Genomic DNA, 23457 nt, shown 5'->3' with positions numbered 1-23457 from the left:
ACGTCCTGTCAGTGGCCGCCGGCCGGCGAAGGGTTGCCGCGTGCGGAGATTTTTCCCCGCCTTTGTCCCCACCTCTTCCGCCACCCGCTGTCGCCCGGGTCCGCCTCCACGACGCCCCACCCGGTTCCGCTCACCTCCAGCTCACCGCGGGTGGCGAGTGCGGTGCGCCGGTGCTGCCGGAGCAGGAGGCCGGCCCCCGGGGCGTCCCGTCCGCCGGTTCGACGGTCACCGAGAGCGTGGTGCTGTTCCCGCGTATCGAGGAGGAGCCGGCCGCGTAACGCGCTCGCTACAGCAGGGGCCCGGGAGAGGACGAGGACTTCTCCCGGGCCCCGCGCCTTGCGAAGATCACATGAAGGCGGCCGAGGTCCGGCCGTCACCGTTCATGTGGGGGGACCCGTCCATGGCGCTCTTCGGCAACGCGCACACCGTCGACCCGGCCCAGGCCCAGCAGGACTACGCCCGGCTGCTGGGCCACGGCGAGCAGGTGCACGCCGCGTTCCTGCTGGTCCGCGACACCATCCTGTTCACCGACCGCCGCCTGATCATGATCGACAAGCAGGGCATAACCGGCAAGAAGGTGGAGTACCACTCCATCCCGTACCGCAGCATCACCCACTTCGCGGTGGAGACCGCCGGCACCTTCGACCTCGACGCCGAGCTGAAGATCTGGATCTCCGGATCCCCCACCCCGGTGGAGAAGACCTTCACCAAGGGCGTCGACATCTACGAGGTCCAGGCGATCCTCACCCAGTTCGTGGCCCGCTGACCCGATCGGGTGAACGTCTCGCCTGTGCCCGTCGCACAGACCATGAGCGCACCAGGCTTGCGCTCATGGTCACAGCAACACACGAGGCCTCCCACCTGCTCTTCCAGAAGCATCCGGAGGCCCTCACACCCGTCTTCGAAGCACTGGGCCTGCCGCCGCCCGTGAAGACGGACTTCCACGAGCTCCCCACCGACGTCACCGAGATCCGTCCGGTGGAGCGTCGCGCGGACACGGTCCTCATGTTCGAGCCCGCCATGGGTGAGCACTTCGTCCTGGCCGTGGAAGCCCAGACGAAGAAGGACCCGGACAAGGCGAAGAGCTGGGCGTACTACGTCGCGTACCTGCGCGCGAAGTACGACCTGCCGGTCCTCTTGGTCGCGGTCTGCCGTGACCGCTCCACGGCGGCCTGGGCCACGGGCCCCTTCGAGTGCGCCGTGGGCCCCTGGACGACCCAGGTCACCCGCCCGTTCGTCCTGGGCCCGCAGACCGTCCCGGTGTTCACCGACGAGACGGTGGTGGCCCAGCAGCCGGCCCTGGCAACGCTCTCGGCCATCGTTCACAGTCAGAGCCGGAGGGCGGCGGCCATACTGGAAACGGTCGCGCGCGGACTCATGTCCTTTGAGCCCGACGTCACGAAGTACTGGTTCGAAGTGGTCGAAGTCGGCCTGGAGTCCACGCCGAGCAGGAAGAACTGGAGGAAGCTGATGCAGGACCTCGTCACCCACTTCCCGGGACACAGGACTCTCTTCGAGGAGAAGTACCTGAAGGGCGTAGCCGAGGGCAAGGCCGAGGGCAAGGCCGAGGGCAAGGCCGAAGACATCCTGCGCGTCCTGTCGGTACGCGGGCTCACGGTCTCCGACGACGACCGCGAACGCATCACCACCTGCACCGACCTCGAGGCGCTCACCACCTGGTTCGACCGCTCCCTGACGGCCGCCACCACCGAGGACCTCTTCGCCGAGGGGCAGTCGGCTTCCTGAGCCGTACCACGCTGAGGGGGCCTGGAGCCGGTGTCGACACCGGCTCCAGGCCCCTTCATCACCGCCGGGTTACTTCGGCTGCGGCTTGCGCACCGTCAGGTGCAGCTCCTTCAGCCGGGCCTCGTCCAGCTCCGTCGGCGCGCCCATCATCAGGTCCTGGGCGTTGCCGTTGAGCGGGAAGGCGATGGTCTCGCGGATGTTGGGCTCGTCGGCGAGGAGCATGACGATGCGGTCCACGCCGGGCGCGATGCCACCGTGCGGCGGAGCGCCGAAGCGGAACGCGCGGAGCATACCGGCGAACTTCTCCTCGACCGTCTCACGGTCGTAGCCCGCGATCTCGAACGCCTTGAGCATGATCTCCGGCTCGTGGTTCCGGATCGCGCCCGAGGACAGCTCGACGCCGTTGCAGACGATGTCGTACTGCCAGCCGAGGATGGACAGCGGGTCCTGGGTCTCCAGGGCCTCCAGGCCGCCCTGCGGCATCGAGAACGGGTTGTGCGAGAAGTCGATCGCGCCGGTCTCCTCGTCCTTCTCGTACATCGGGAAGTCGACGATCCAGCAGAAGCGGAAGACGTTCTCCTCGAAGTGGCCGGCGCGCTTGGCGGCCTCGACCCGCACCGCGCCCATGATCTTCGAGACCTCGTCGAACCCGCCCGCGCCGAAGAACACCGCGTGGCCGGGGGCCAGCGCGAGGCGCTTGGTCAGCTCGGCGACGTTCTCCTCGGTGAGGAACTTCGCGATCGGGCCGGTCAGCGAGCCGTCCTCACCGACGCGCACCCACGCCAGGCCCTTCGCACCCTGGGAGACCGCGTAGTCGCCGAGCTGGTCGAAGAACTTGCGGGGCTGGCCGGAGACGTCCGGCACCGGCAGCGCGCGCACGTGCTTACCGGCGAACGCCTTGAACTCCGAGCCCTCGAAGACGTCGGTGATGTCGACGAGTTCCAGCTGCGCGCGCAGGTCCGGCTTGTCGGAGCCGTACTTGAGCATCGCCTCGCGGAACGGGATCCGCGGGAACGGCGACGTCACGTGACGGCCGTTGCCGAACTCCTCGAACAGCTCGGTCATGAGCTTCTCGATCGGCTGGAAGACGTCCTCCTGCTCGACGAAGCTCATCTCGACGTCGAGCTGGTAGAACTCGCCCGGCGAGCGGTCCGCGCGGGCGTCCTCGTCGCGGAAGCAGGGCGCGATCTGGAAGTAGCGGTCGAAGCCGGAGATCATCAGCAGCTGCTTGAACTGCTGCGGCGCCTGCGGCAGCGCGTAGAACTTGCCGGGGTTCAGACGGGAGGGGACCACGAAGTCACGGGCGCCCTCGGGAGAGGTGGCGCTCAGGATCGGGGTCGCCATCTCGTTGAAGCCCAGCGCCGTCATCTTCTGGCGGATCGCCGAGATGACCGACGTGCGCAGCAGGATGTTGCGGTGCATGCGCTCGCGGCGCAGGTCCAGGAAGCGGTACTCCAGGCGCCGCTCCTCGTTGACGCCGTCCTCGGCGTTGATGGTGAAGGGGAGCGGGGCGGCGGCGCCCAGCACCTCGACCGCGGAGACCTCGACCTCGACCTCACCGGTCGGCAGCTCGGCGTTGACGTTCTCCGTGCCGCGCGAGACGACCTTGCCGTCGACGCGGACCACGGTCTCCTTGGAGAGCTTGTCCAGCGCGTCGTACGCCTCGGTGCCCGGGCGGGCCACAAGCTGCGTGATGCCGTAGTGATCGCGCAGATCGATGAAGAGGATGCCGCCCAGGTCGCGCCGATTGTGCAGCCAGCCACTCAGCCGGACGTCGGTGCCGACGTCAGAGGCGCGGAGCTCGCCGCAGGTGTGGGACCTGTACCGATGCATCGTCGTTCATCCAGCCTTCGCGGATCGGGGTCTTCGTTTCACGTGAAACTCCCCCCAAGCCTACCGGCCGGCCCGAGATCGCTTCTCCGTCATCACCGGACGGGCAAGGCGGAGGTTTCATGAGTCTTCCCCACGAAGCGGGCAGTGCGCGCGGCTGGGCCGGCGCCCGCCCCGGGGACGTCCTCGCCGCCCCCGGCACCGGACGGTGGCACCGGGGCGCCACGGCCGGGCAGGTGACGGTCGACGCCGTGGCGGCACGGCTGCTCGGCCCGCCTGCCGCACGGGTCACCCTCACGGGGCCCGGACCCTCTCCCGCCCGCACCCCGCCGGCCGGAACGAGATCACCGGAGTGGTCCGGCTCGCCGTCGCCGCGGGCTCCCCCGGCGGGGTGCGGATCCGGGTCATGGACGACCGGAAGCAGGACGCCCGGGTGGTGCGCAGCCGCTGACCGCCCGGCGACGAAGGCGGGGCGGGCGAAGTCCTTCGGCGCCGCCCTGACGGGTTCGCCCCCGACGGGTTCCCGCTCGCCGTCCGCCGCAGCATCCTCCGCACCCGCCGGTCGTTCGTCGGCCCCTCCTCCGTGTCCCGGCCGGTCTCCGGTACGGGCACGTTCCCGGCCGTCCCGGCCGGGAACGCCGCCGGGTCCGGGCAGTCCTCACGGACCGTCGTTGCCGACGGCCGGTCCTTCCCGGTCCGTACACGGCCGCGCACGCGGACGAGCCCCGTCCGTCGGGACGGGGCTCTCACCCACCGTGTTGCGGCGGGACCTACAGACCGCCCTCGGACATGCCGTGCACGGCGGGGACCGTGCCGAGCCGGCCCTTCTGGAAGTCCTCGAAGGCCTGCTGGAGCTCGTCGCGGGTGTTCATCACGAACGGCCCGTAGTGGGCCATCGGCTCCCGGATCGGCTGTCCGCCGAGGAGGACGACCTCCAGGTCCGGGGTGGGGGAGTCCTGCCGCTCGTCCGCGCGGACGGTCAGCGAGGAGCCGGCCCCGAAGACCGCCGTCTGACCCAGGTGGATCGGGCGCCGCTCGGCGCCGACCGCGCCCTTGCCCGCCATGACGTACGCCAGACCGTTGAAGTCCTCCCGCCAGGGCAGGGTGATCTCCGCGCCCGGCGCCAGCGTCGCGTGCACCATCGTGATCGGCGTGTGCGTGACGCCGGGGCCCTCGTGGCCGTCCAGCTCACCGGCGATGACCCGCAGCAGCGCGCCCCCGTCGGGGGAGGTGAGCAGCTGGACGCTGCCGCCGCGGATGTCCTGGTAGCGCGGCGCCATCATCTTGTCCTTGGCGGGCAGGTTCACCCACAGCTGGAGTCCGTGGAAGAGCCCGCCGGACACGACGAGCTGCTCCGGCGGCGCCTCGATGTGGAGCAGGCCGCTGCCGGCCGTCATCCACTGGGTGTCGCCGTTGGTGATGGTGCCGCCACCGCCGTGGCTGTCCTGGTGGTCGAAGGTGCCGTCGATGATGTAGGTGACGGTCTCGAAGCCGCGGTGCGGGTGCCAGGGCGTACCCTTCGGCTCCCCCGGCGCGTACTCCACCTCGCCCATCTGGTCCATCATGATGAACGGGTCGAGATGGCGGTAGTTGATCCCGGCGAACGCCCGGCGCACCGGGAAGCCCTCGCCCTCGAAACCGCTCGGCGCGGTCGTGACGGTGAGCACGGGACGTGCCACGGCGTCGGCGGGCGCGGTCACGCGGGGCAGCGTCAACGGGTTCTCGACGGTCACTGCAGGCATGTCGGTACCTCCTTGGGTACGCCCACTTTAGTTGAGCGTTGAACTTCTTGTCACCCCGAACGACGAGAGCCCGGAGGACATTCCCTCCGGGCCCGGCGTTCAGGGGTGACAGGAACCAGCCGTCCGCACGGCGACGGCTTCAGCCGTACATCCGGCGCATCGCGAACTCGACCATCTGCTCCACGGCCTTGGCGTCGAACACCATCCGGTGCTCGCCCTCCATGTCGAGCACGAACCCGTACCCCGTGGGCAGCAGGTCGATCACCTCGGCACCGGTGATCACGAAGTACTTGGACTCCTTGCCCGCGTACCGCCGCAGCTCCTTGAGCGAGGTGAACATCGGGATCACCGGCTGCTGGGTGTTGTGCAGGGCGAGGAACCCGGGATTGTCGCCGCGCGGACAGTAGACCTTGGAGGTGGCGAAGATCTGCTGGAAGTCCTCGGCCGCCATCTGCCCCGTGGTGAACGCGCGCACCGCGTCGGCGAGCGAGGGCGCGGACGGCTCCGGATACAGCGGCGCCTGCTGCCCGTACCCGCCCTGCATCTGCTGCTGCGGCGGGACGTAACCCTGCTGTGCCCCTGCGTTCTGGTCGTAGCCGTACATGCCGCACAGACTACTGATCCGGCGGGAGGGCCGGGTCACAGATGTCCGGATCGGGGTTGCTTCTTATTACCGACGGGTAGCATCATCGGAGCTACTTGCCGGTACGTGAATCAGTTGCGAGGAGTCAGCGCCTCGCCGATACCTCTCTAACGGAGCCGTCGCCATGGGGCACTACAAGTCGAATCTCCGCGACATCGAGTTCAACCTCTTCGAGGTGCTCGGGCGCGACAAGCTGTACGGCACGGGCCCGTTCGAGGAGATGGACGTCGAGACCGCGAAGAGCATCCTGGAGGAGCTCACCCGCCTCTCGGAGAACGAGCTGGCGGAGTCCTTCACCGACGCCGACCGCAACCCCCCGGTCTTCGACCCGGAGACCGGCACCGCGCCGGTCCCGGCGTCCTTCAGGAAGAGCTACCAGGCCTTCATGGACTCCGAGTACTGGCGCCTGGGCCTGCCCGAGGAGATCGGCGGCACCACCGCCCCCCGTTCCCTCATCTGGGCCTACGCCGAGCTCATCCTCGGCGCCAACCCGGCGGTGTGGATGTACTCCTCCGGCCCCGCGTTCGCCGGCATCCTCTTCGAGGAGGGCAACGAGGTCCAGAAGCACATCGCGAAGATCGCCACCGAGAAGCAGTGGGGCTCCACGATGGTGCTCACCGAGCCGGACGCCGGCTCGGACGTGGGCGCCGGCCGCACCAGGGCCGTGCGGCAGGAGGACGGCTCCTGGCACATCGAGGGCGTGAAGCGCTTCATCACCTCCGGTGAGCACGACATGTCGGAGAACATCCTCCACTACGTGCTGGCCCGTCCCGAGGGCGCCGGCCCCGGCACCAAGGGCCTGTCCCTCTTCCTCGTCCCGAAGTACCTCTTCGACTTCGAGACCGGCGAGCTGGGCGAGCGCAACGGCGTCTACGCCACCAACGTCGAGCACAAGATGGGCCTGAAGGCCTCCAACACCTGCGAGATGACGTTCGGCGACAAGCACCCCGCCAAGGGCTGGCTGATCGGCGACAAGCACGACGGCATCCGCCAGATGTTCCGCATCATCGAGTTCGCCCGCATGATGGTCGGCACGAAGGCGATCTCCACGCTCTCCACCGGCTATCTCAACGCGCTGGAGTACGCCAAGGAGCGCGTCCAGGGCCCCGACCTGGCCAACTTCATGGACAAGTCGGCCCCCAAGGTCACCATCACGCACCACCCGGACGTCCGCCGCTCCCTCATGACGCAGAAGGCCTACGCGGAGGGCATGCGCGCCCTGGTGATGTACACCGCCTCCGTCCAGGACGCCATCCAGGTCAAGGAGGCGAACGGCGAGGACGCCTCCACCGAGCACGCGCTGAACGACCTGCTCCTGCCGATCGTCAAGGGCTACGGCTCCGAGAAGGCCTACGAGCAGCTCGCCCAGTCGCTGCAGACCTTCGGCGGTTCCGGCTTCCTGCAGGAGTACCCGATCGAGCAGTACATCCGGGACTCCAAGATCGACACCCTGTACGAGGGCACCACCGCCATCCAGGGCCAGGACTTCTTCTTCCGGAAGATCGTCCGTAACCAGGGCGCGGCGCTGAACTCGCTGGCCGAGGACATCAAGAAGTTCCTGGCGCTCGGCGAGGGCGGCGAGGAGCTCGGCGCGGCCCGCGAGCACCTGGCCAAGGCGGCCGTCGAGCTGGAGGCCGTCGTCGGCCTGATGCTCACCGACCTCGCGGCCACCGAGCAGGACGTCAGGAACATCTACAAGGTGGGCCTGAACACCACCCGCCTGCTGATGGCCTCCGGTGACGTGATCGTCGGCTACCTGCTCCTCAAGGGCGCGGCGGTCGCCGCCGAGAAGCTCCGGACCGCCTCCGCGAAGGCCGTGTCCTCCAAGGACGTGGCCTTCTACACCGGCAAGATAGCGGCGGCGAAGTTCTTCGCGGCCAACGTCCTGCCCGGCGTCACCCTGGCCCGCAAGGTCGCCGAGGGCGTCGAGCTGGACCTGATGGAACTGGACGAGGCGGCCTTCTGAGTCCTTCCGGGACCTCTCCGGACTCACGGACAGATCCCACGAGATCCGGCCGGACCCCGCCCGAGGGCCCGCTCCCGCACCGGGGAGCGGGCCCTCGGCCTCGTTAAGGTGAACCCATGAGCGCTCCCTCCTGCTTCGACCGCGGCCACACCGACGACCTGATGTCCTTCCTGGCGGCGAGCCCCACGCCGTACCACGCCGTGGCGAACGCCGCCGAGCGGCTGGAGAAGGCGGGCTTCCGTCAGGTCGCGGAGACGGACGGCTGGGGCGGGTCGGCGGGCGGCAAGTACGTGCTGCGCGGCGGCGCGATCATCGCCTGGTACGTCCCCGAGGGCGCGGACGCGCACACCCCCTTCCGGATCGTCGGCGCCCACACCGACTCGCCCAACCTGCGCGTCAAGCCCCGGCCCGACAGCGGGGCGCACGGCTGGCGCCAGGTGGCCGTGGAGATCTACGGCGGACCGCTGCTCAACTCCTGGCTCGACCGCGACCTGGGCCTGGCCGGCCGGCTGTCCCTGCGCGACGGCTCCACCCGCCTGGTCGACGTCGACCGCCCCCTGCTGCGGGTCCCCCAGCTCGCCGTCCACCTGGACCGCTCCGTCAACTCCGACGGCCTCAAGCTCGACAAGCAGCGGCACATGCAGCCGGTGTGGGGCCTGGGCGACGACGTGCGCGACGGGGACCTGATCGCCTTCCTGGAGGAGACCGCCGGTCTCCCCTCCGGCGAGGTCACCGGCTGGGACCTGATGGTCCACTCCGTCGAACCGCCCGCCTACCTGGGCCGCGACCGCGAGCTGGTGGCGGGCCCGCGCATGGACAACCTGCTCTCCGTACACGCCGGCACGGCCGCGCTCGCCGCGGTGGCCGGCAAGGGCTCCGGCCTCTCGTACATCCCCGTCCTCGCCGCCTTCGACCACGAGGAGAACGGCTCCCAGTCCGACACCGGCGCGGACGGCCCGCTGCTGGGCGGCGTGCTGGAGCGTTCGGTGTTCGCGCGCGGGGGGTCGTACGAGGACCGGGCCCGCGCCTTCGCCGGCACTGTCTGCCTCTCCTCCGACACCGGTCACGCCGTCCACCCCAACTACGCGGAGCGGCACGACCCCACGCACCACCCGCGCGTCGACGGCGGCCCCCTCCTCAAGGTCAACGTCAACAACCGGTACGCCACGGACGGTTCCGGTCGGGCGGTCTTCGCGGCGGCCTGCGAGAAGGCGGACGTCCCGTTCCAGTCCTTCGTCTCCAACAACGCGATGCCGTGCGGCACCACCATCGGCCCGATCACCGCGGCCCGGCACGGCATCAGGACCGTCGACATCGGCGTGGCCATCCTGTCGATGCACAGCGCCCGCGAACTGTGCGGCGCGAAGGACCCGTTCCTGCTGTCGAACGCCCTCGTCGCGTTCCTCGACGGTTAGTCAACTGTCCTGCGGCGCATGGGCGACGCCCGCCCGGGTACCCGGTCCGCACCGGAAACACCGGACAGGGAGGCGACACTCATGGGCCTCGGCGGATGCATCATCCTCATCGCCGCGGGAGCAATCCTCACGTTCGCGACCGACTGGGACATGCAGGGTGTCAACCTTGACCTGGTCGGCGTCATCCTCATGATCGTCGGTCTGATCGGCGTCGCGACGTTCAGCAGCATCGCCCGGCGTCGGCGGGTCCTCGTACCCCCCGCCACCCCGGTCGTCGACGACACCCGTCCCCACACCCGTGACGGCTACAGCGACGGGTACGGGGCCTGACGGGGCGGTCACCACAGGACGGGGCGCGGGGGACGGATCCCCGCGCCCTTCTCGTGCCCGGCGGGCGTCAGCCCCTCGGGCTAGCGTCCGCGTCGTCGCCACGGACGCGGGGAAGGGCTGGCGGCATGAGATTCCTCGTACGCGACCGGATCCTCGGGATCGGGGACGACTACTGGATCGAGGACGACCACGGGAACAAGGTCTTCCTCGTCGACGGCAAGGCGATGCGTCTGCGGGACACCTTCGAGCTGAAGGACACCGGGGGGCGCGTCCTCATCGACATCCGCCAGAAGATGTTCGCCCTGCGCGACACCATGGTGATCGAGCGCGGCGGGGAACCGCTGGCGACCGTACGGCGCAAACGGCTGTCACTGCTGCGCAACCACTACCGGGTGTCGCTGGCGGACGGCGGCACCGAACTGGACGTCAGCGGCCGGATCCTCGACCGGGAGTTCGCCGTCGAGTACGACGGCGAACTGCTCGCCGTGATCTCCCGGCGGCTGCTGACCGTACGGGACACCTACGCCGTCGACGTCGTGCGCGAGGACGCGGACCCGGCGCTGCTGATCGCGGTGGCGGTGTGCGTGATCCACCTGGCGGAGAAGGAGCGGGAGGACTAGGGCCCCGGCCCCGGGTCAGCGGTGGGGGCGGTCCAGGCCCAGGACGCGGTCCTTGAGGGCCGGGAAGCGTTCGCGGGTGCCCGCGACCGTCGCCGGGTCGAAGTCGACGATGAGGGCCTCCTCGCCGGGGCCCGCCTCGGCCAGGACCTCGCCCCACGGGTCCACCACGATCGAGTGACCCGCCTGCGGAACCCCCGTGTGCGTCCCGGCCGTTCCGCACGCGAGGACGAACGCCTGGTTCTCCACCGCCCGTGCGCGTGCCAGCAGCGTCCAGTGGGACCTGCGGCGCTCCGGCCAGCCCGCCGGGACGACGAGGGTCTCGGCGCCGGCGTCGACGAGACCGCGGAAGAGTTCGGGGAAACGGAGGTCGTAGCAGGTCGCCACACCGACGACGGTCTGCGGCAGACGGACCGTCACCAGTGCCTCGCCCGCCCCCATCAGCACGGCCTCGCCCTTGTCGAAGCCGAAGCGGTGGATCTTGCGGTAGGCGGCGGCGAGGTCACCCGAGGGGGAGAAGACGAGCGAGGTGTTGTAGAGGGGGCCGTCCGGGTCGCGCTCGGGGATCGACCCCGCGTGCAGCCACACGCCGGCGTCGCTCGCGGCCTCGGCCATCGCCTCGAAGGTCGGCCCTTCGAGCGGTTCCGCCTCGCCGCCGAACTCCTCGTACGCGAACGCGCCCGTGGTCCACAGTTCCGGCAGCACGACGAGATCGGCCCCGGCCTGCTCCCGCACCCATCCGGCGACCCGGCGTCGGCGCGATTCGACCGATTCGTCCTCGTTGACCGCGACTTGGAGCAAGGAAGCGTGCACACTACCACCGTCCTGGCATTCGGCCCGCGCACACGGGCCTACGATCGTCACACGAAAGCACTGCCGGGGTGCCTCACAGCAGCGTAACTTAGCGTTCCGAGACACCCGCCGAGTGCAGCCACCGCCCACTGGCACCGCCGCCACAACCTGCCCGTGTACCGACCGCCGAGGGGTCCCGTTCCGTGAGCCTGCATCCCACCCTCCAGCCCTACGCCGACGCCTGGTCCCACTCCATCGAGGCGATATCCGAGCTGGTGCAGCCGCTCCCGGAGGCCGACTGGAACCGGCGGACACCGTGCCCGGGCTGGTCGGTCCGCGATGTCGTCTCGCACGTCATCGGCCTGGACTCCGAGATGTACGGCGACCCCCGCCCCATCCACGCGCTGCCGCGCGACCTGTTCCACGTCACCAACGACCACCAGCGGTACATGGAGATGCAGGTCGACGTGCGCCGCCACCACACGGCGCCGGAGATGACCTCCGAGCTGGACCTCATGATCATCCGCCGCAACCGCCAGCTGCGGAACGAGAACCGCGATCCCGGCGCCACGGTGCGCGGCCCGCTCGGCACGGAGCTGACGCTGGAGGAGTCCATGCGCCGGCACGCCTTCGCCGTGTGGGCGCACGAGCAGGACCTGCGCGCGGCCCTCGGCCGACCCGGCGACCTCGACTCCCCCGGCGCGTACGTCGCCCGTGACGTGCTGCTCGCCGAGCTGCCGCGCGTGGTCGCCGAGCTCGCGCAGGCGCCGCGCAGCTCGGCCGTCGTCATCGACGTCCACGGCCCGGTGGAGTTCCTCCGCACGGTCCGCGTCGACATGCAGGGCCGCGGCACCCTGGAAACGGCCCCGGCCCTCGGCCCGGCCGCCTCCCTCTCCCTCGACTGGGAGACCTACGTCCGTCTGGCCTGCGGCCGGGTGACGGCGGAAGCGGTGACGGACCGGGTGAAGACGGACGGCGACCCGGACCTGGCGGCGGCGATCCTCCGCTACTTCGCGGTGACGCCGTAGCCTGGCGACCGCGGGCGGTCGTGCCGCAGGGGCGAGGGGCCCCGCTCGAGCGGAGCCGGGAGCGGGGGGGGAGGCGCCCCGCGAGCGCCGGGCCGCGCGACCCGCCCCCGCCCGGCAGCGCCGCCGGACGCCTACACAGGCACGTGCACCGAACTCACCCGGCTCGCGACCGACCGCTCCCGCTCCCTGCGCGCCGCCCGCCTCCGCAACCGCAGAATCCGGGTGACACCCAGCGCCTGCAGCACGAACACGGACGAGAAGGCCACGGCGTAGTCGTCCCCGGTCGCGTCCAGCAGCACACCGACCGCGAACAGCGTCGTCATGGAGGCGATGAAGCCCCCCATGTTGGTGATCCCCGACGCCGTCCCCTGCCGCTCGGGCGGATTCGCCGGCCGCGCGAAGTCGAACCCGATCATCGACGCCGGCCCGCAGCCTCCCAGCACCGCGCACAGCACCACCAGCAGCCACGTCGGCGCCGTGTCCGCCGGCCAGACCAGAGTGGCCGCCCACAGCACCGCCGTCGCGCCCACCGTCCCCAGCGCCAGCGGCAGCCGCGCCCCGTGGCGCCGGGCGAGGACCTGACCGTAGACCAGCCCGAAGACCATGTTGGACAGCACGACGAGGGTGAGCAGCTCACCGGCGGCGGCCCGGGACAGCCCCTGCGCCTCCACCAGGAACGGCATCCCCCACAGCAGCAGGAACACCATCGCCGGGAACTGGGTGGTGAAGTGCACCCACAGCCCCAGCCGTGTCCCCGGCTCCCGCCAGGAGGCGGCGATCTGCCGGCGCACGTAGGCGGCGCCCCGGTGCGCAACGGGCGCCGGTTCGTGCCCCTCGGGGTGGTCCTTGAGGAACAGCAGGAGCAGCACGAACACCACGACGCCGGCCACCGCGCTGCCCGCGAACGCCGCCGTCCAGCCGATACCGTGCAGCAACCGGGCGAGGACCAGCGTGGAGACGAGGTTGCCCGCCATGCCGGCCAGCCCGGCCATCTGCGCGACCAGCGGCCCGCGCCGGGCCGGGAACCACCGGGTGCCCAGCCGCAGCACGCTGATGAACGTCATCGCGTCACCGCAGCCGAGCAGGGCCCGCGAGGCGAGCGCCATGCCGTACGACGGGGAGAACGCGAAGCCGAGCTGCCCGGCCGTGAACAGCACGGCGCCGATACCCAGCACCTTCCTGGTACCGAGCCGGTCGACCAGCAGCCCGACGGGTATCTGCATGCCCGCGTAGACCAGCAATTGGAGGATGGAGAAGGTGGACAGGGCGGAGGCGCCCACGTCGAAGCGGTCGGCGGCGTCGAGACCGGCCACACCGAGCGACGTGCGGAAGATGACGGCGACGAAGTAGACCGAGACGCCGATCCCCCACACGGCGAGGGCGCGCCGCCCGCCGGGCGGGTCCCCGGGCAGCGTGCCGCTCATCGCACCTCGCCCCGGGCCAGGTGGGAGAACCATCCGACGTGCCGGTGGACGACGTCGACGGCCGCCTCCGCGTCACCGGAGCGCAGCGCCCGGAGGATCTCCCCGTGTTCGGCGAGGGTCTTGGCGATCCGGTCCGGGTGGGAGTGCATCACGGCGACGCCCATCCGCAGCTGGCGGTCGCGGAGCTGGTCGTAGAGGCGGGAGAGGATCTCGTTGCCGCCGCTGCGGACGATCTCGGCGTGGAAACACCGGTCGGTGACGGAGGCCGCGGCGAAGTCGCCGACGGCGGCCTGCTCCTTCTGCCGGGCGAGCAGCTCCTCCAGACGCTCGATGAGTGCGGGGCACGCGGGTACGGCCTTCCTGGCGGCGTGCTCCTCGACGAGCAGCCGGGTCTCGACGACATCGGCGATCTCCTGCGCGGAGACGGGCAGGACGAGGGCGCCCTTCTTCGGGTAGAGCTTGATCAGCCCTTCGACCTCCAGCCTCAGCAGCGCCTCGCGCACGGGGGTCCGCGAGACCCCCACGGCCTCGGCCAGCTCGCCTTCGGTGAGCAGCGTCCCGCCCTCGTAACGGCGCTCCAGGACGCCCTTCTTGACGTGGGTGTAGACGCGGTCGGTGGCGGGTGGTTGCTTCACGGCGGCCATGCTCATGCGGACAGGATAGATACAACACGCACGCATGGGAGAATCCCTCCACGATGCGGACCCTGAGAAGTCGGAAGCGACCCCCGGCGCACGCACAACCATCCGTACGCACCGGGAGTCAGAAAGGTGCGGCCCTTTTATGGTCCGCACCTCAACTTGGCCGCAGGATACGGCCATTCCAGGTAATCGGGGTATTCGACTTGAAGATCGACATTCAGGGCTTCCGTATCCGCAGAGCCGTCGGCGTCGCCGTGACCACCGGCGCCCTGCTCGCCTCCGGAGCCCTCTACGCCGCACCCGCGCAGGCCGCCGCCGCTCCGTCCGTCGTCGCCAAGGGCGGCTTCGTGATGAACAACGCGAACGGCAAGTCGCTGTACACGAAGGCGGCGGACACGCGTCGTTCGACCGGCTCGACGACGAAGATCATGACCGCGAAGGTGGTGTTGGCGCAGAAGAACCTGAACCTCGACGCCAAGGTCACGATCCAGAAGGCGTACAGCGACTACATCGTGTCGAAGAACGCCTCGTCGGCGCGGCTGATCGTCGGCGACAAGGTCACCGTGCGCCAGCTCCTGTACGGGCTGATGCTGCCGTCCGGCTGCGACGCGGCGTACGCGCTCGCGGACAAGTTCGGCTCCGGCTCGACGCGCGCGGCGCGCGTGAAGTCGTTCGTCGGCAAGATGAACGCCGAGGCGAAGAAGCTGGGTCTGAAGAACACCCGCTTCGACTCCTTCGACGGCATCGGGAACGGCAACAACTACTCCACGCCGCGCGATCTGACGAAGATCGCGAGCAGCGCGATGAAGAACTCCACGTTCCGCTCGATCGTGAAGACGAAGAAGTACACGGCGAAGACGAAGACGAAGACGGGCGGCACCCGCACGATGGCGCCGTGGACCAACACCAACACGCTGCTCAACAGCTACAGCGGCACGATCGGCGTGAAGACCGGCTCCGGCTCGGTGTCCAAGTACTGCCTGGTCTTCGCCGCGACCCGCAACGGCAAGACGGTCATCGGCACGGTCCTCGCCTCCTCCTCCGCCGCCCAACGCGAGAAGGACGCGAAGAAGCTCCTGGGCTACGGCTTCGGCAGGATCTGACCCACGGACGCGACGGGGGCCCACCCGTACCGGCGGGCCCCTTCCCCCTGCCTCGCACTGCCGTCCGCACTGCCGTCTGCACGGGCTTCCGGCGACAGCCGGCCGCGGTCCCGGGACTCCCGCAGGCAGGAAGTGGTGCCGGGAGCCGACGGGAGCGGGTCTTCCGGCGACGCGCCGCCCGCGCGCCGTTCCCACCCGGGGATTCGCTCCGGTCACCGCCCGCGCGTCCCGTCCCGGCGGTCGTCGCGTCCCTCCTCACACGTGGGTCACGGCGTCGCCCCCGGCGCCGAACACGAAGTCCAGCGCCTTGCGGAGATCGGCGGGCTCGCGGTAGTGCACACCGGTCATCCCCAGCGTGACGGCGGCCTCGACGTTCTCCGGCCGGTCGTCCACGAACAGGCAGCGTCCGGCGACGGTTCCCGCCCGCCGGACCGCGATCTCGTAGATCTCCCGGTCGGGCTTGGCCACCCCCACCCGCGCGCTGCTGACGACGTGGTCCGCGAGGTCCGCCAGCCCCATCGACGCGAGGTCGCGCTCCAGCTCCAGGGTCGCGTTGGTCACCAGGACCAGAGGGAGGTGCCTCTTCACCTGGCGCAACAGGGTCACCACCGCGTCATCGGCCCGGAACGGGGCATCGGTGAGCGCCCTGCCCAGCCGACGGGCGTACGCCTGCGGCACCCGGCCGGAGAGCGCCGACGCGATGGAGTCCACCCACTCCTCCGTCGTGATCCTGCCGAGCAGGAGGGGCAGGTCCACGTCGGGCGCGTAGGCCACGTTCATGGTGGTGCCCTCGGCCAGTCCCGCGGCGCGTTCCAACTCGGCCAGCGGGGCCGTGTCGTAGAAGCGGATCACGTTGTCGAGGTCGCACAGCACCGCGTCGAAGGGTCTGCCGGACATGCCGGAGGCGGTCACCGGCCCCATGTGGCACGGCGTTCGACGACGGCGCCCGCGTGGAACGCCGCCCAGGCGGAGGGCGCGAGCCGGAGTACCGCCCCGGCGGCGTCCTTGGAGTTCCGGACGGCCACGGTGCCGGGTATGTCGCGGGCGACCCCGACACGCTCGCCGTGAGCATCGCCGCCGCTGTGACTGGACCTACGGAACTCGAGGTACGGCACGGCTCACAGCTCCTTGCGGACGCGTTCGATCAGGGCGGTGGAGCCCCGCAGAGCGAGCCCACTCCGGGCGATCCGCTCGAACGTGGCGCTGTGACGCGCGGCGTCCTTCTCGCTCTCCGTCCACAGGGTAGACGAGGTCGTGTCCCTGTGGACCACGTCCATCGCACCGGGCTCCGCGCAGGAGACGACTTTCCCGTGCCTCGCGGCCGCCGTACGCAGCCCTCTCGGGCATCCGCCCTACACGCTCCCGCCGGTCGGCACAGCCGTTTCGGTCGGCTTCGCTCGCAGTCGTGAACATCGCCGAAGCGGCTGGCACATGCGTTCCGCCCCGCTCTACGTTCCCCAGCGGAGGTAACTCACATGAATGAACCCAGCAAACGGCGGAACTCCGCCGAGCGGCACGAGGCGATCGACGTCAGCGACTTCGTCTACGCGGCGACCGGCGCCCGGGTGCGGAGGCTGACGATGCCGGACGGGACGCACTGGTTCCCGGCGGTGGACGTCTGCAAGGAACTCGGCCACACCAACTCCCGGCAGGCGCTCGCAGACCATGTTCCCGACGAGCATCGAGAGTGTATCGAGACCGTAAGCAGAGCTTACGGTCTCAGAATTCCCGCAGGTAGGGAGTGGCGTCGAGACTTGCAAGTCATCTCTCTGCAAGGTCTGATCCTCCTCGTCAACGCCTGCACCAAACCGGCCTGCGCTCCCTTCAAGCAGTGGGTCGCCGAAGTGATCGAGACCGTTCAGCGCGAGGGTTCCTACTCCCTCGACGAGGCCGAGGTGCAGTCCGCCGCACCCGGCGCTCCCATCGCCTACGCGATGCCGGAGCAGGTCGCCGAGGCCATCGTCCGGCTGGAGGCGCACAACCTCCAGCTGGACGAGAAGCTGGCCGACGGGCAGCGCGAATCGATCGCTTTGCAGAAGGAGATGCTGACCATGCAGAGGGAGCTGCTGGTCACCCAGCAGGCCACCCTCGCCGTGCAGCAGGCCATGGTCCGGGCGATGGAACGCATCGCGGACCGGTTCGACACCCTCGTCCTCGAACGCCGGACGCCCACGGCCCTCCTCACCGCGCGGCCCACCACCGAGTCGGTGCTCGCCGACTGGCGGCAGCGGTTGTCCGTGACGGAGGACGTGTGGGCGGTGGCCGTGGTCGTCGCGCCGGTGCTCGTGGAACGGGGGGAGCTGCGCGAGTCGCTGGAGTCGATCGCCGCCCGTACGGGGCTGTCCGTGCGCCGCGTCAACGAGTGCCTCCGGCTGCTGCTCAAGCACGCCTGCATCCGCTCGCGGGGCGGGGCCGAGGGCGGGGCTCCGGTGTACGTGCTCCAGCAGGGCTGAGCGGGTCGGAGGGAACGGCAGGAGGGGCGTCGCAATCCGAAGTTGCGGCGCCCCTCCTGCCTCATGAACCTAGCGGTTCGCGGGCGTCATGCCCAGCTGATCAACCGCTTCGGCTGCTCCAGGATCGCCGCCACATCCGCCAGGACCCTGGAGCCCAGCTCGCCGTCGACCAGACGGTGGTCGAAGGAGAGGGCCAGGGTGGTGACCTGCCGGGGCTTGACCTTGCCCTTGTGGACCCACGGCTGGGGCTTGATCGCGCCGACCGCAAGGATCGCGGACTCGCCGGGGTTGAGGATCGGCGTGCCCGTGTCGACGCCGAAGACGCCGACGTTGGTGATCGTGACCGTGCCGGCCTGCATCGCGGACGGGGAGGTCCTGCCCTCCCTGGCCGTGGACACCAGTTCGCCGAGGGACTCGGCGAGCTGGGGCAGTGTCTTGGCGTGGGCGTCCTTGATGTTCGGGACGATCAGGCCGCGTGGGGTGGCCGCCGCGATGCCCAGGTTGACGTAGTGCTTGACCACGATCTCCTGGGCCGCCTCGTCCCACGACGCGTTGATCTCCGGGTTCCGCTTGATCGCGACCAGCAGGGCCTTGGCGATCAGCAGCAGGGGGTTCACGCGCAGGCCCGTGAACTCCTTGTCCTGCTTGAGCTCCTCGACCAGCTTCATCGTGCGGGTCACGTCGACCGTCACGAACTCCGTGACGTGCGGCGCCGTGAACGCCGAGCCGACCATCGCCGCCGCCGTGGCCTTGCGGACCCCCTTGACCGGGACGCGGGTCTCCCGGGCCGTGTCGTACGACACCGGGGCGGCCGGGGCGGCGGCCGGAGCCGGTGCGGACACGGGGGCGGGCTGCTCCTGCGGTGCCTGGACCACCGCCACCGCCGCGTGGACGTCCTCACGGGTGATGACGCCGTCCGGGCCGGTCGGGACGACCGTCGTCAGGTCGACGCCCAGGTCCTTCGCCAGTTTGCGCACCGGCGGCTTCGCCAGCGGGCGCGACACGCCCGCGACGGGGGCCGCCGGGGCCTGCCCGTTCAGCTCCTGCTGGACCGCTGCCGCCGCCTGCTGGGCAGCGGTGTCCGGGGGCGTCGTCCGGCGGGGGCGGCGGCGGGTCGAGGACGTCGCCACGCCGTAGCCGACCAGGACCGGCTGGCGGGCCGCCGGCTTCTCCTCGGGCTCCGCGGCGGGAGCGGGAGCGGGAGCGGGGGCAGGAGCGGGTGCCTCCTCCTCCGGGGCCGCGCCGCCCGCGACGTCCACCGCGATGATGGACGTGCCCACGTCCACCGTGGTGCCCTCGGGAAAGTGCAGCGCGCGGACCACACCGTCGTAGGGGATGGGCAGCTCGACGGCCGCCTTCGCCGTCTCGACCTCGCAGACCACCTGGCCGTCGGTGACCGTGTCACCGGGCTGGACATACCACTTGAGGATCTCGGCCTCGGTGAGGCCCTCGCCCACGTCCGGCATCCTGAACTCGCGTACGGACGCGTTCGTCATCGTCGTCACGGCCCTCTCCTCAGTACGCCAGCGAGCGGTCGACGGCGTCCAGCACCCGGTCCAGGTCCGGGAGATAGGACTCCTCCAGGCGGGCCGGCGGATAGGGGGCGTGGTAGCCGCCCACGCGCAGCACCGGGGCCTCCAGGTGGTAGAAGCAGCGCTCCGTGATCCGGGCGGCGATCTCCGCGCCGGAGCCGAAGAACACCGGTGCCTCGTGGACCACGACCAGGCGGCGGGTCCTCTCCACCGACGCCTGGATGGAGTCGAAGTCGAGCGGGGAGACCGAGCGCAGGTCCAGCACCTCCAGGGAGCGGCCCTCCTCGGCCGCCGCGTCGGCGGCCTCCTGGCAGAGCTTCACCATCGGGCCGTACGCCACGAGGGTGAGGTCCGTGCCCTCGCGCACCACACGCGCGGTGTGCAGCGGGCCCGGGATCGCCTCGGTGTCGACCTCGGCCTTGTCCCAGTAGCGCCGCTTGGGCTCGAAGAAGATCACCGGGTCGTCGCTCTGGACGGCCTGCTGCATCATCCAGTACGCGTCCGACGCGTTCGACGGCGACACGATCTTCAGACCGGCCACGTGCGCGAACAGCGACTCCGGGGACTCCGAGTGGTGCTCCACCGCGCCGATGCCGCCGCCGTAGGGGATGCGCACGACGACGGGGAGCTTGACCTTGCCCAGCGAGCGGGCGTGCATCTTCGCCAGCTGCGTGACGATCTGGTCGTACGCCGGGAAGACGAAGCCGTCGAACTGGATCTCCACCACGGGGCGGTAGCCGCGCAGGGCCAGGCCGATCGCGGTGCCGACGATGCCCGACTCGGCGAGCGGGGTGTCGATGACACGGCTGTCGCCGAAGTCCTTCTGCAGCCCGTCCGTCACCCGGAACACGCCGCCGAGCTTGCCGACGTCCTCGCCCATGACGAGGACCTTGGGGTCCGCGTCCAGGGCGCGGCGCAGCGACTCGTTGATCGCCTTGGCCAGAGCCATCTTCTCCGTCATGTCACTTACCCCCGTCCGCGTCCGCGAACGACGCCTGGTAGGCGGCGAACTGCGCACGCTCCTCGTCCACGAGCGCGTGTCCGTCCGCGTACACGTTCTCGAAGATGGCGAAGTGGTCCGGATCCGGCATGGCACGGACCGCTTCGCGCACTCGCCTGCCCAGCGCCTCGCTTTCGGTCTCCAGTTCCGCGAAGAACCCCTCGTCCGCGTGGTCCGAGGACTCCAGATAGCGGCGAAGGCGCAGGATCGGGTCCTTGGCCTCCCAGGCCAGGCGCTCCTCGTCGCCCCGGTAGCGGGTCGGGTCGTCGGAGGTGGTGTGCGCGCCCATGCGGTACGTGAACGCCTCGACCAGCGTCGGGCCCTCACCGGCGCGCGCCCGCTCCAGGGCCCACTTGGTGACGGCCAGGTTCGCCAGCACGTCGTTGCCGTCCACGCGGACGCCCGGGAAGCCGAAGCCCTGCGCGCGCTGGTACAGCGGCACCCGGGACTGCTTCTCGGTCGGCTCGGAGATCGCCCACTGGTTGTTCTGGCAGAAGAACACCACCGGGGCGTTGTAGACCGCGGAGAAGGTGAACGCCTCGGCCACGTCGCCCTGGCTGGACGCGCCGTCGCCGAAGTAGGCGATGACCGCGCTGTCCGCGCCGTCCTTGGTGACGCCCATCGCATAGCCCGTGGCGTGCAGGGCCTGCGAGCCGATGACGATCGTGTACAGGTGGAAGTTGTTGCCGTTCGGGTCCCAGCCGCCGTTGTTCACGCCGCGGAACATGCCGAGCAGGTTGGTCGGGTCCACCCCGCGGCACCACGCGACGCCGTGCTCGCGGTAGGTGGGGAAGACGTAGTCGTCGTCGCGCAGCGCCCGGCCGGAACCGATCTGCGCCGCCTCCTGTCCGAGCAGCGAGGCCCACAGGCCCAGCTCGCCCTGGCGCTGCAGGGAGGTGGCCTCGGCGTCGAAGCGGCGGGTGAGCACCATGTCGCGGTACAGACCGCGCAGGTCGTCGGCGGTGATGTCGGCGACGTACCGGTCGAACTCGGCGTTCTTGACGCGCTCGCCCTCGGGCGTCAGCAGCTGGACGAGGGCGGGCTCGGCGCCCTTCCCGGCTCCGGCAGCCTTCTTGGCGGTGCGGGTGGTGCGCTTGGTGCCGGTGGTGCCGGCCTTGTTTCCGGCGCTGCGTCGCGGTGTGCGCGCGGCAGTACTCTCCACGGTCACGTGTGCTCCTCCGTCGGTCCGGCCCCCGGGGTTGCCGGTGGGCCAGTGCGGCTCACCTGTTCTCGACCACCGGGCACGGGGTGGGTGCCACTCGGCCGGGAACAGGCGTGACAGGTGCCCCGGCGAGCGCCCTGCAAGAGGCACGTTACCCAGTGCACCACATCTCTGTGAAACCCCCCTGACCTGCGATTTTGCTTGGATTTCCAAGTAAATCGGGGAGGGTCCCGAAGGTGCGCTGGTCACAGCCCCGCAAGAGGCCGGAGCAACGGCACGTTATCCCGGCCACCCCGGGCACGGGAAGGGCCGAGTTCCGTGACCGGAGGTGGTGCGCCGCGCGGGGTGAGCGGGGGTGCGGCCGGAGCCGGCCGGGGTCAGCCGGTGGTCACGCCCTCGATGCTGCCCGTGCCGGCGTTCTCGCTGCCCGCGTCCGTGCTGCCGTCCCCGGTGCCGTCGTCTCCGGTGCTGCCGTCCCCGGTGCTGCCGTCCCCGGTGCCGTCGTCCCCGGTGCCGTCGTCCCCGGTGCCGCCCGTCTGGGTCGGCTGCGTGGACGGCGGCGGGTCGGCCGGCGCCTCGGTCTCCGTCTCCGTCTGCGGCGCCGACGGCATCACGGGCGGTGTGTACGGCTGGTTCCAGCTCCCGCCGGATCCCGTGCCCGGGTCGGTCTCGGTCTCCGTGCCCGGGTCGGTGGTCTCCTCGGTCGCCTCGTCGCTCGGGCTCTCGCTGGCCTTCTCGTCCTTGGTGCTCTGCGTCACGGACGGGGACGGGCCGGTCTTGCCACCGCCCTCACCGCCGCTGCTGTTCATCGCCAGCGCCACGCCCGCCGCGACGGCGATCACCGCGAGCACCGCGAGGATCCACAGCTTGCCGCGACCGCTGCCCTGGTTGCCGTGGCCCTCGAAGCCGCCGTCGTCCCTGCCGCCGTACCCGGTGGGCAGGATCGGCTGCGGGATCGCCGCCGTACCGGAGGCGTCCGGGTGCGGCATCGCGGCCGTGCCCGCGAAGCCGGCCGCCGGGGTGCGCGGGCCCTCGTGCATCTCCACCGGGCCGGTGTTCCAGGTGCCGGTGTGGCCGCCCTGCTCGTAGAGCATCTGCAGGGCGTACTGGATCAGCCCGCGCATCTCCTCGGCCGTCTGGAAACGGTCGTCGGGCTCCTTGGCGAGGGAGCGCATGACCAGCCCGTCCAGCTCCGGCGGGCAGGCGTCCGAGGCCTCCGACGGGGGCGTGGGGATGTCCTGGACGTGCTGGTAGACCACCGACAGCGGCGTCTCACCGGTGAAGGGGGGCCGCAGCGCCAGCAGTTCGTACATCAGGCAGCCGGTGGCGTACAGGTCGGACCGGTGGTCGACGGCCTTGCCGAGGGCCTGCTCCGGGGAGAGGTACTGCGGGGTGCCCATGACCATGCCGGTCTGCGTCATCGTCGTGGACGCGCCGTGCAGGGCGCGGGCGATGCCGAAGTCCATCACCTTCACGGCGCCGTTGTTGGTGATGATGACGTTGGCGGGCTTGATGTCCCGGTGCACGATGCCGTGCTGGTGCGAGTAGGCGAGCGCCTCCAGGACTCCGGAGACGATGATCAGCGCCTGCTCGGGGCCCGGGGCCTCGGCGTTCATCAGCAGGTCGCGGATGGTGCGGCCCTCGACCAGCTCCATCACGATGTACGGCACCGACTGGCCGCCGACGACGTCCTCGCCGGAGTCGTACACGGCGACGATCGCGTGGTGGTTGAGACCGGCCACCGACTGCGCCTCGCGCGTGAAGCGCGCCTTGGAGACGGGGTCCTCGGCGAGGTCGGCGCGCAGCAGCTTGACGGCGACCGTGCGCCCGAGGCGTACGTCCTCGGCGGCGAACACCTCGGCCATGCCGCCCCGGCCGAGCCGGTGGGTCAGCCGGTACCGGCCGTCGCCGACGAGCCCGCCGTTGCCCCAGTTGTCCGGCGCGTCCGAGATGCCGCCGCCAGTCGCCTCGGGGTCGGACGGGCCCTGAGCGCGCTGCTGCTGTGCCATCAGTCCTCGCCGTCGTTTCTGCCC

Annotated in this window: 22 protein-coding genes; 9 read left to right on the top strand and 13 right to left on the bottom strand. The window is 70.6% G+C overall.

The window, feature by feature from the left end; all coding sequences use genetic code 11:
• Positions 1-400 precede the first annotated feature (400 nt).
• Positions 401-766, top strand: coding sequence for a PH domain-containing protein (locus KYY02_RS16475; protein WP_371238706.1), 366 nt, complete (start codon positions 401-403; stop codon positions 764-766).
• A gap of 65 nt (positions 767-831) precedes the next feature.
• On the top strand, positions 832-1746 hold the full coding sequence (locus tag KYY02_RS16470) for an RpnC/YadD family protein (protein WP_371238705.1): 915 nt from the start codon (positions 832-834) through the stop codon (positions 1744-1746).
• A 69-nt stretch (positions 1747-1815) separates the two neighbouring features.
• Here the strand turns inward: KYY02_RS16470 and aspS are convergent, their stop codons facing one another.
• The 3 genes from aspS to KYY02_RS16455 all read right to left on the bottom strand — a co-directional run bounded on the left by aspS (position 1816) and on the right by KYY02_RS16455 (position 5922).
• Positions 1816-3579: an aspartate--tRNA ligase gene (aspS, locus tag KYY02_RS16465; RefSeq protein WP_371238704.1), complete on the bottom strand. Its 1764-nt coding sequence runs from the start codon at positions 3577-3579 to the stop codon at positions 1816-1818.
• 767 nt (positions 3580-4346) lie between these two features.
• Positions 4347-5318 (bottom strand): pirin family protein, encoded by a 972-nt coding sequence (locus KYY02_RS16460; RefSeq protein ID WP_371238703.1) that lies wholly within the window; start codon positions 5316-5318, stop codon positions 4347-4349.
• A 139-nt stretch (positions 5319-5457) separates the two neighbouring features.
• Entirely contained in the window at positions 5458-5922 is a 465-nt protein-coding gene (locus tag KYY02_RS16455; RefSeq protein ID WP_371238702.1) for an SseB family protein, read from the bottom strand.
• A gap of 163 nt (positions 5923-6085) precedes the next feature.
• Here KYY02_RS16455 and KYY02_RS16450 point away from each other — a divergent pair, with 163 nt between their 5' ends.
• The 4 genes from KYY02_RS16450 (at position 6086) to KYY02_RS16435 (ending at position 10292) form a co-directional block, all read left to right on the top strand.
• Positions 6086-7927, top strand: coding sequence for an acyl-CoA dehydrogenase (locus KYY02_RS16450; RefSeq protein WP_371238701.1), 1842 nt, complete (start codon positions 6086-6088; stop codon positions 7925-7927).
• Positions 7928-8043: 116 nt separating this feature from the next.
• Positions 8044-9342, top strand: a complete 1299-nt coding sequence (locus tag KYY02_RS16445) for a M18 family aminopeptidase (protein ID WP_371238700.1) — start codon at positions 8044-8046, stop codon at positions 9340-9342.
• An 81-nt stretch (positions 9343-9423) separates the two neighbouring features.
• The gene (locus KYY02_RS16440; protein ID WP_371238699.1) at positions 9424-9672 is read left to right on the top strand and encodes a DUF6458 family protein; all 249 of its coding nucleotides are present in this window, start codon (positions 9424-9426) and stop codon (positions 9670-9672) included.
• A gap of 125 nt (positions 9673-9797) precedes the next feature.
• Positions 9798-10292 carry an LURP-one-related/scramblase family protein gene (locus KYY02_RS16435; protein WP_371238698.1) on the top strand — a complete coding sequence of 165 codons (495 nt, stop codon included), beginning with the start codon at positions 9798-9800 and terminating at the stop codon, positions 10290-10292.
• Between the two features lie 15 nt (positions 10293-10307).
• On the opposite strand, the gene KYY02_RS16430 is transcribed toward KYY02_RS16435, so the two are convergent.
• Positions 10308-11102 carry a carbon-nitrogen family hydrolase gene (locus KYY02_RS16430; RefSeq protein ID WP_371238697.1) on the bottom strand — a complete coding sequence of 265 codons (795 nt, stop codon included), beginning with the start codon at positions 11100-11102 and terminating at the stop codon, positions 10308-10310.
• Between the two features lie 182 nt (positions 11103-11284).
• Here KYY02_RS16430 and KYY02_RS16425 point away from each other — a divergent pair, with 182 nt between their 5' ends.
• Positions 11285-12109, top strand: a complete 825-nt coding sequence (locus KYY02_RS16425; protein ID WP_371238696.1) for a maleylpyruvate isomerase family mycothiol-dependent enzyme — start codon at positions 11285-11287, stop codon at positions 12107-12109.
• A 131-nt stretch (positions 12110-12240) separates the two neighbouring features.
• Here the strand turns inward: KYY02_RS16425 and KYY02_RS16420 are convergent, their stop codons facing one another.
• Positions 12241-13533 (bottom strand): MFS transporter, encoded by a 1293-nt coding sequence (locus KYY02_RS16420; protein WP_371238695.1) that lies wholly within the window; start codon positions 13531-13533, stop codon positions 12241-12243.
• Entirely contained in the window at positions 13530-14183 is a 654-nt protein-coding gene (locus KYY02_RS16415) for a GntR family transcriptional regulator (protein WP_371238694.1), read from the bottom strand. The genes KYY02_RS16420 and KYY02_RS16415 overlap by 4 nt, the downstream gene beginning before the upstream one ends.
• Positions 14184-14377: 194 nt before the next feature.
• Here KYY02_RS16415 and KYY02_RS16410 point away from each other — a divergent pair, with 194 nt between their 5' ends.
• Positions 14378-15277: a D-alanyl-D-alanine carboxypeptidase family protein gene (locus tag KYY02_RS16410; RefSeq protein ID WP_371238693.1), complete on the top strand. Its 900-nt coding sequence runs from the start codon at positions 14378-14380 to the stop codon at positions 15275-15277.
• 255 nt (positions 15278-15532) lie between these two features.
• Here the strand turns inward: KYY02_RS16410 and KYY02_RS16405 are convergent, their stop codons facing one another.
• The 3 genes from KYY02_RS16405 to KYY02_RS16395 are packed head-to-tail and all read right to left on the bottom strand — an operon-like array spanning position 15533 to position 16554.
• Positions 15533-16174, bottom strand: a complete 642-nt coding sequence (locus KYY02_RS16405; RefSeq protein ID WP_371238692.1) for an HAD-IA family hydrolase — start codon at positions 16172-16174, stop codon at positions 15533-15535.
• An 11-nt stretch (positions 16175-16185) separates the two neighbouring features.
• A complete protein-coding gene (locus tag KYY02_RS16400) occupies positions 16186-16392 on the bottom strand; it encodes a DUF397 domain-containing protein (protein ID WP_371238691.1) in 207 nt (68 codons plus the stop codon).
• A gap of 3 nt (positions 16393-16395) precedes the next feature.
• Complete coding sequence (locus KYY02_RS16395; protein WP_371238690.1) at positions 16396-16554, bottom strand: hypothetical protein; 159 nt, start codon at positions 16552-16554, stop codon at positions 16396-16398.
• A 198-nt stretch (positions 16555-16752) separates the two neighbouring features.
• On the opposite strand from KYY02_RS16395, the gene KYY02_RS16390 reads away from it, so the two are divergent.
• Positions 16753-17730 (top strand): BRO-N domain-containing protein, encoded by a 978-nt coding sequence (locus KYY02_RS16390; RefSeq protein WP_371238689.1) that lies wholly within the window; start codon positions 16753-16755, stop codon positions 17728-17730.
• A gap of 86 nt (positions 17731-17816) precedes the next feature.
• Here KYY02_RS16390 and KYY02_RS16385 read toward each other — a convergent pair whose 3' ends face one another.
• The 4 genes from KYY02_RS16385 to KYY02_RS16370 all read right to left on the bottom strand — a co-directional run bounded on the left by KYY02_RS16385 (position 17817) and on the right by KYY02_RS16370 (position 23433).
• Positions 17817-19235 carry a dihydrolipoamide acetyltransferase family protein gene (locus tag KYY02_RS16385; protein WP_371238688.1) on the bottom strand — a complete coding sequence of 473 codons (1419 nt, stop codon included), beginning with the start codon at positions 19233-19235 and terminating at the stop codon, positions 17817-17819.
• Between the two features lie 10 nt (positions 19236-19245).
• Complete coding sequence (locus KYY02_RS16380) at positions 19246-20223, bottom strand: alpha-ketoacid dehydrogenase subunit beta (RefSeq protein ID WP_371238687.1); 978 nt, start codon at positions 20221-20223, stop codon at positions 19246-19248.
• A gap of 1 nt (position 20224) precedes the next feature.
• Positions 20225-21430, bottom strand: a complete 1206-nt coding sequence (gene pdhA / locus KYY02_RS16375) for a pyruvate dehydrogenase (acetyl-transferring) E1 component subunit alpha (protein ID WP_371238686.1) — start codon at positions 21428-21430, stop codon at positions 20225-20227.
• 371 nt (positions 21431-21801) lie between these two features.
• Positions 21802-23433, bottom strand: a complete 1632-nt coding sequence (locus tag KYY02_RS16370; RefSeq protein WP_371238685.1) for a protein kinase domain-containing protein — start codon at positions 23431-23433, stop codon at positions 21802-21804.
• Positions 23434-23457: the final 24 nt, after the last annotated feature.

The sequence above is a fragment of the Streptomyces pimonensis genome (assembly GCF_041380215.1).
GTDB lineage: Bacteria > Actinomycetota > Actinomycetes > Streptomycetales > Streptomycetaceae > Streptomyces > Streptomyces pimonensis.
This window is presented reverse-complemented; position numbering and strand designations above follow the sequence as displayed.

What these genes read in the sequence shown, in the direction of transcription:
- KYY02_RS16475 (WP_371238706.1), top strand. Translation starts at nt 401, where the DNA reads ATGGCGCTCTTCGGCAACGCGCACACCGTCGACCCGGCCCAGGCCCAG.
- KYY02_RS16470 (WP_371238705.1), top strand. Translation starts at nt 832, where the DNA reads ATGGTCACAGCAACACACGAGGCCTCCCACCTGCTCTTCCAGAAGCAT.
- aspS (WP_371238704.1), bottom strand. Translation starts at nt 3,579, where the DNA reads ATGCATCGGTACAGGTCCCACACCTGCGGCGAGCTCCGCGCCTCTGAC.
- KYY02_RS16460 (WP_371238703.1), bottom strand. Translation starts at nt 5,318, where the DNA reads ATGCCTGCAGTGACCGTCGAGAACCCGTTGACGCTGCCCCGCGTGACC.
- KYY02_RS16455 (WP_371238702.1), bottom strand. Translation starts at nt 5,922, where the DNA reads ATGTACGGCTACGACCAGAACGCAGGGGCACAGCAGGGTTACGTCCCG.
- KYY02_RS16450 (WP_371238701.1), top strand. Translation starts at nt 6,086, where the DNA reads ATGGGGCACTACAAGTCGAATCTCCGCGACATCGAGTTCAACCTCTTC.
- KYY02_RS16445 (WP_371238700.1), top strand. Translation starts at nt 8,044, where the DNA reads ATGAGCGCTCCCTCCTGCTTCGACCGCGGCCACACCGACGACCTGATG.
- KYY02_RS16440 (WP_371238699.1), top strand. Translation starts at nt 9,424, where the DNA reads ATGGGCCTCGGCGGATGCATCATCCTCATCGCCGCGGGAGCAATCCTC.
- KYY02_RS16435 (WP_371238698.1), top strand. Translation starts at nt 9,798, where the DNA reads ATGAGATTCCTCGTACGCGACCGGATCCTCGGGATCGGGGACGACTAC.
- KYY02_RS16420 (WP_371238695.1), bottom strand. Translation starts at nt 13,533, where the DNA reads ATGAGCGGCACGCTGCCCGGGGACCCGCCCGGCGGGCGGCGCGCCCTC.
- KYY02_RS16415 (WP_371238694.1), bottom strand. Translation starts at nt 14,183, where the DNA reads ATGAGCATGGCCGCCGTGAAGCAACCACCCGCCACCGACCGCGTCTAC.
- KYY02_RS16405 (WP_371238692.1), bottom strand. Translation starts at nt 16,174, where the DNA reads ATGTCCGGCAGACCCTTCGACGCGGTGCTGTGCGACCTCGACAACGTG.
- KYY02_RS16395 (WP_371238690.1), bottom strand. Translation starts at nt 16,554, where the DNA reads ATGGACGTGGTCCACAGGGACACGACCTCGTCTACCCTGTGGACGGAG.
- KYY02_RS16390 (WP_371238689.1), top strand. Translation starts at nt 16,753, where the DNA reads ATGAATGAACCCAGCAAACGGCGGAACTCCGCCGAGCGGCACGAGGCG.
- KYY02_RS16380 (WP_371238687.1), bottom strand. Translation starts at nt 20,223, where the DNA reads ATGACGGAGAAGATGGCTCTGGCCAAGGCGATCAACGAGTCGCTGCGC.
- KYY02_RS16370 (WP_371238685.1), bottom strand. Translation starts at nt 23,433, where the DNA reads ATGGCACAGCAGCAGCGCGCTCAGGGCCCGTCCGACCCCGAGGCGACT.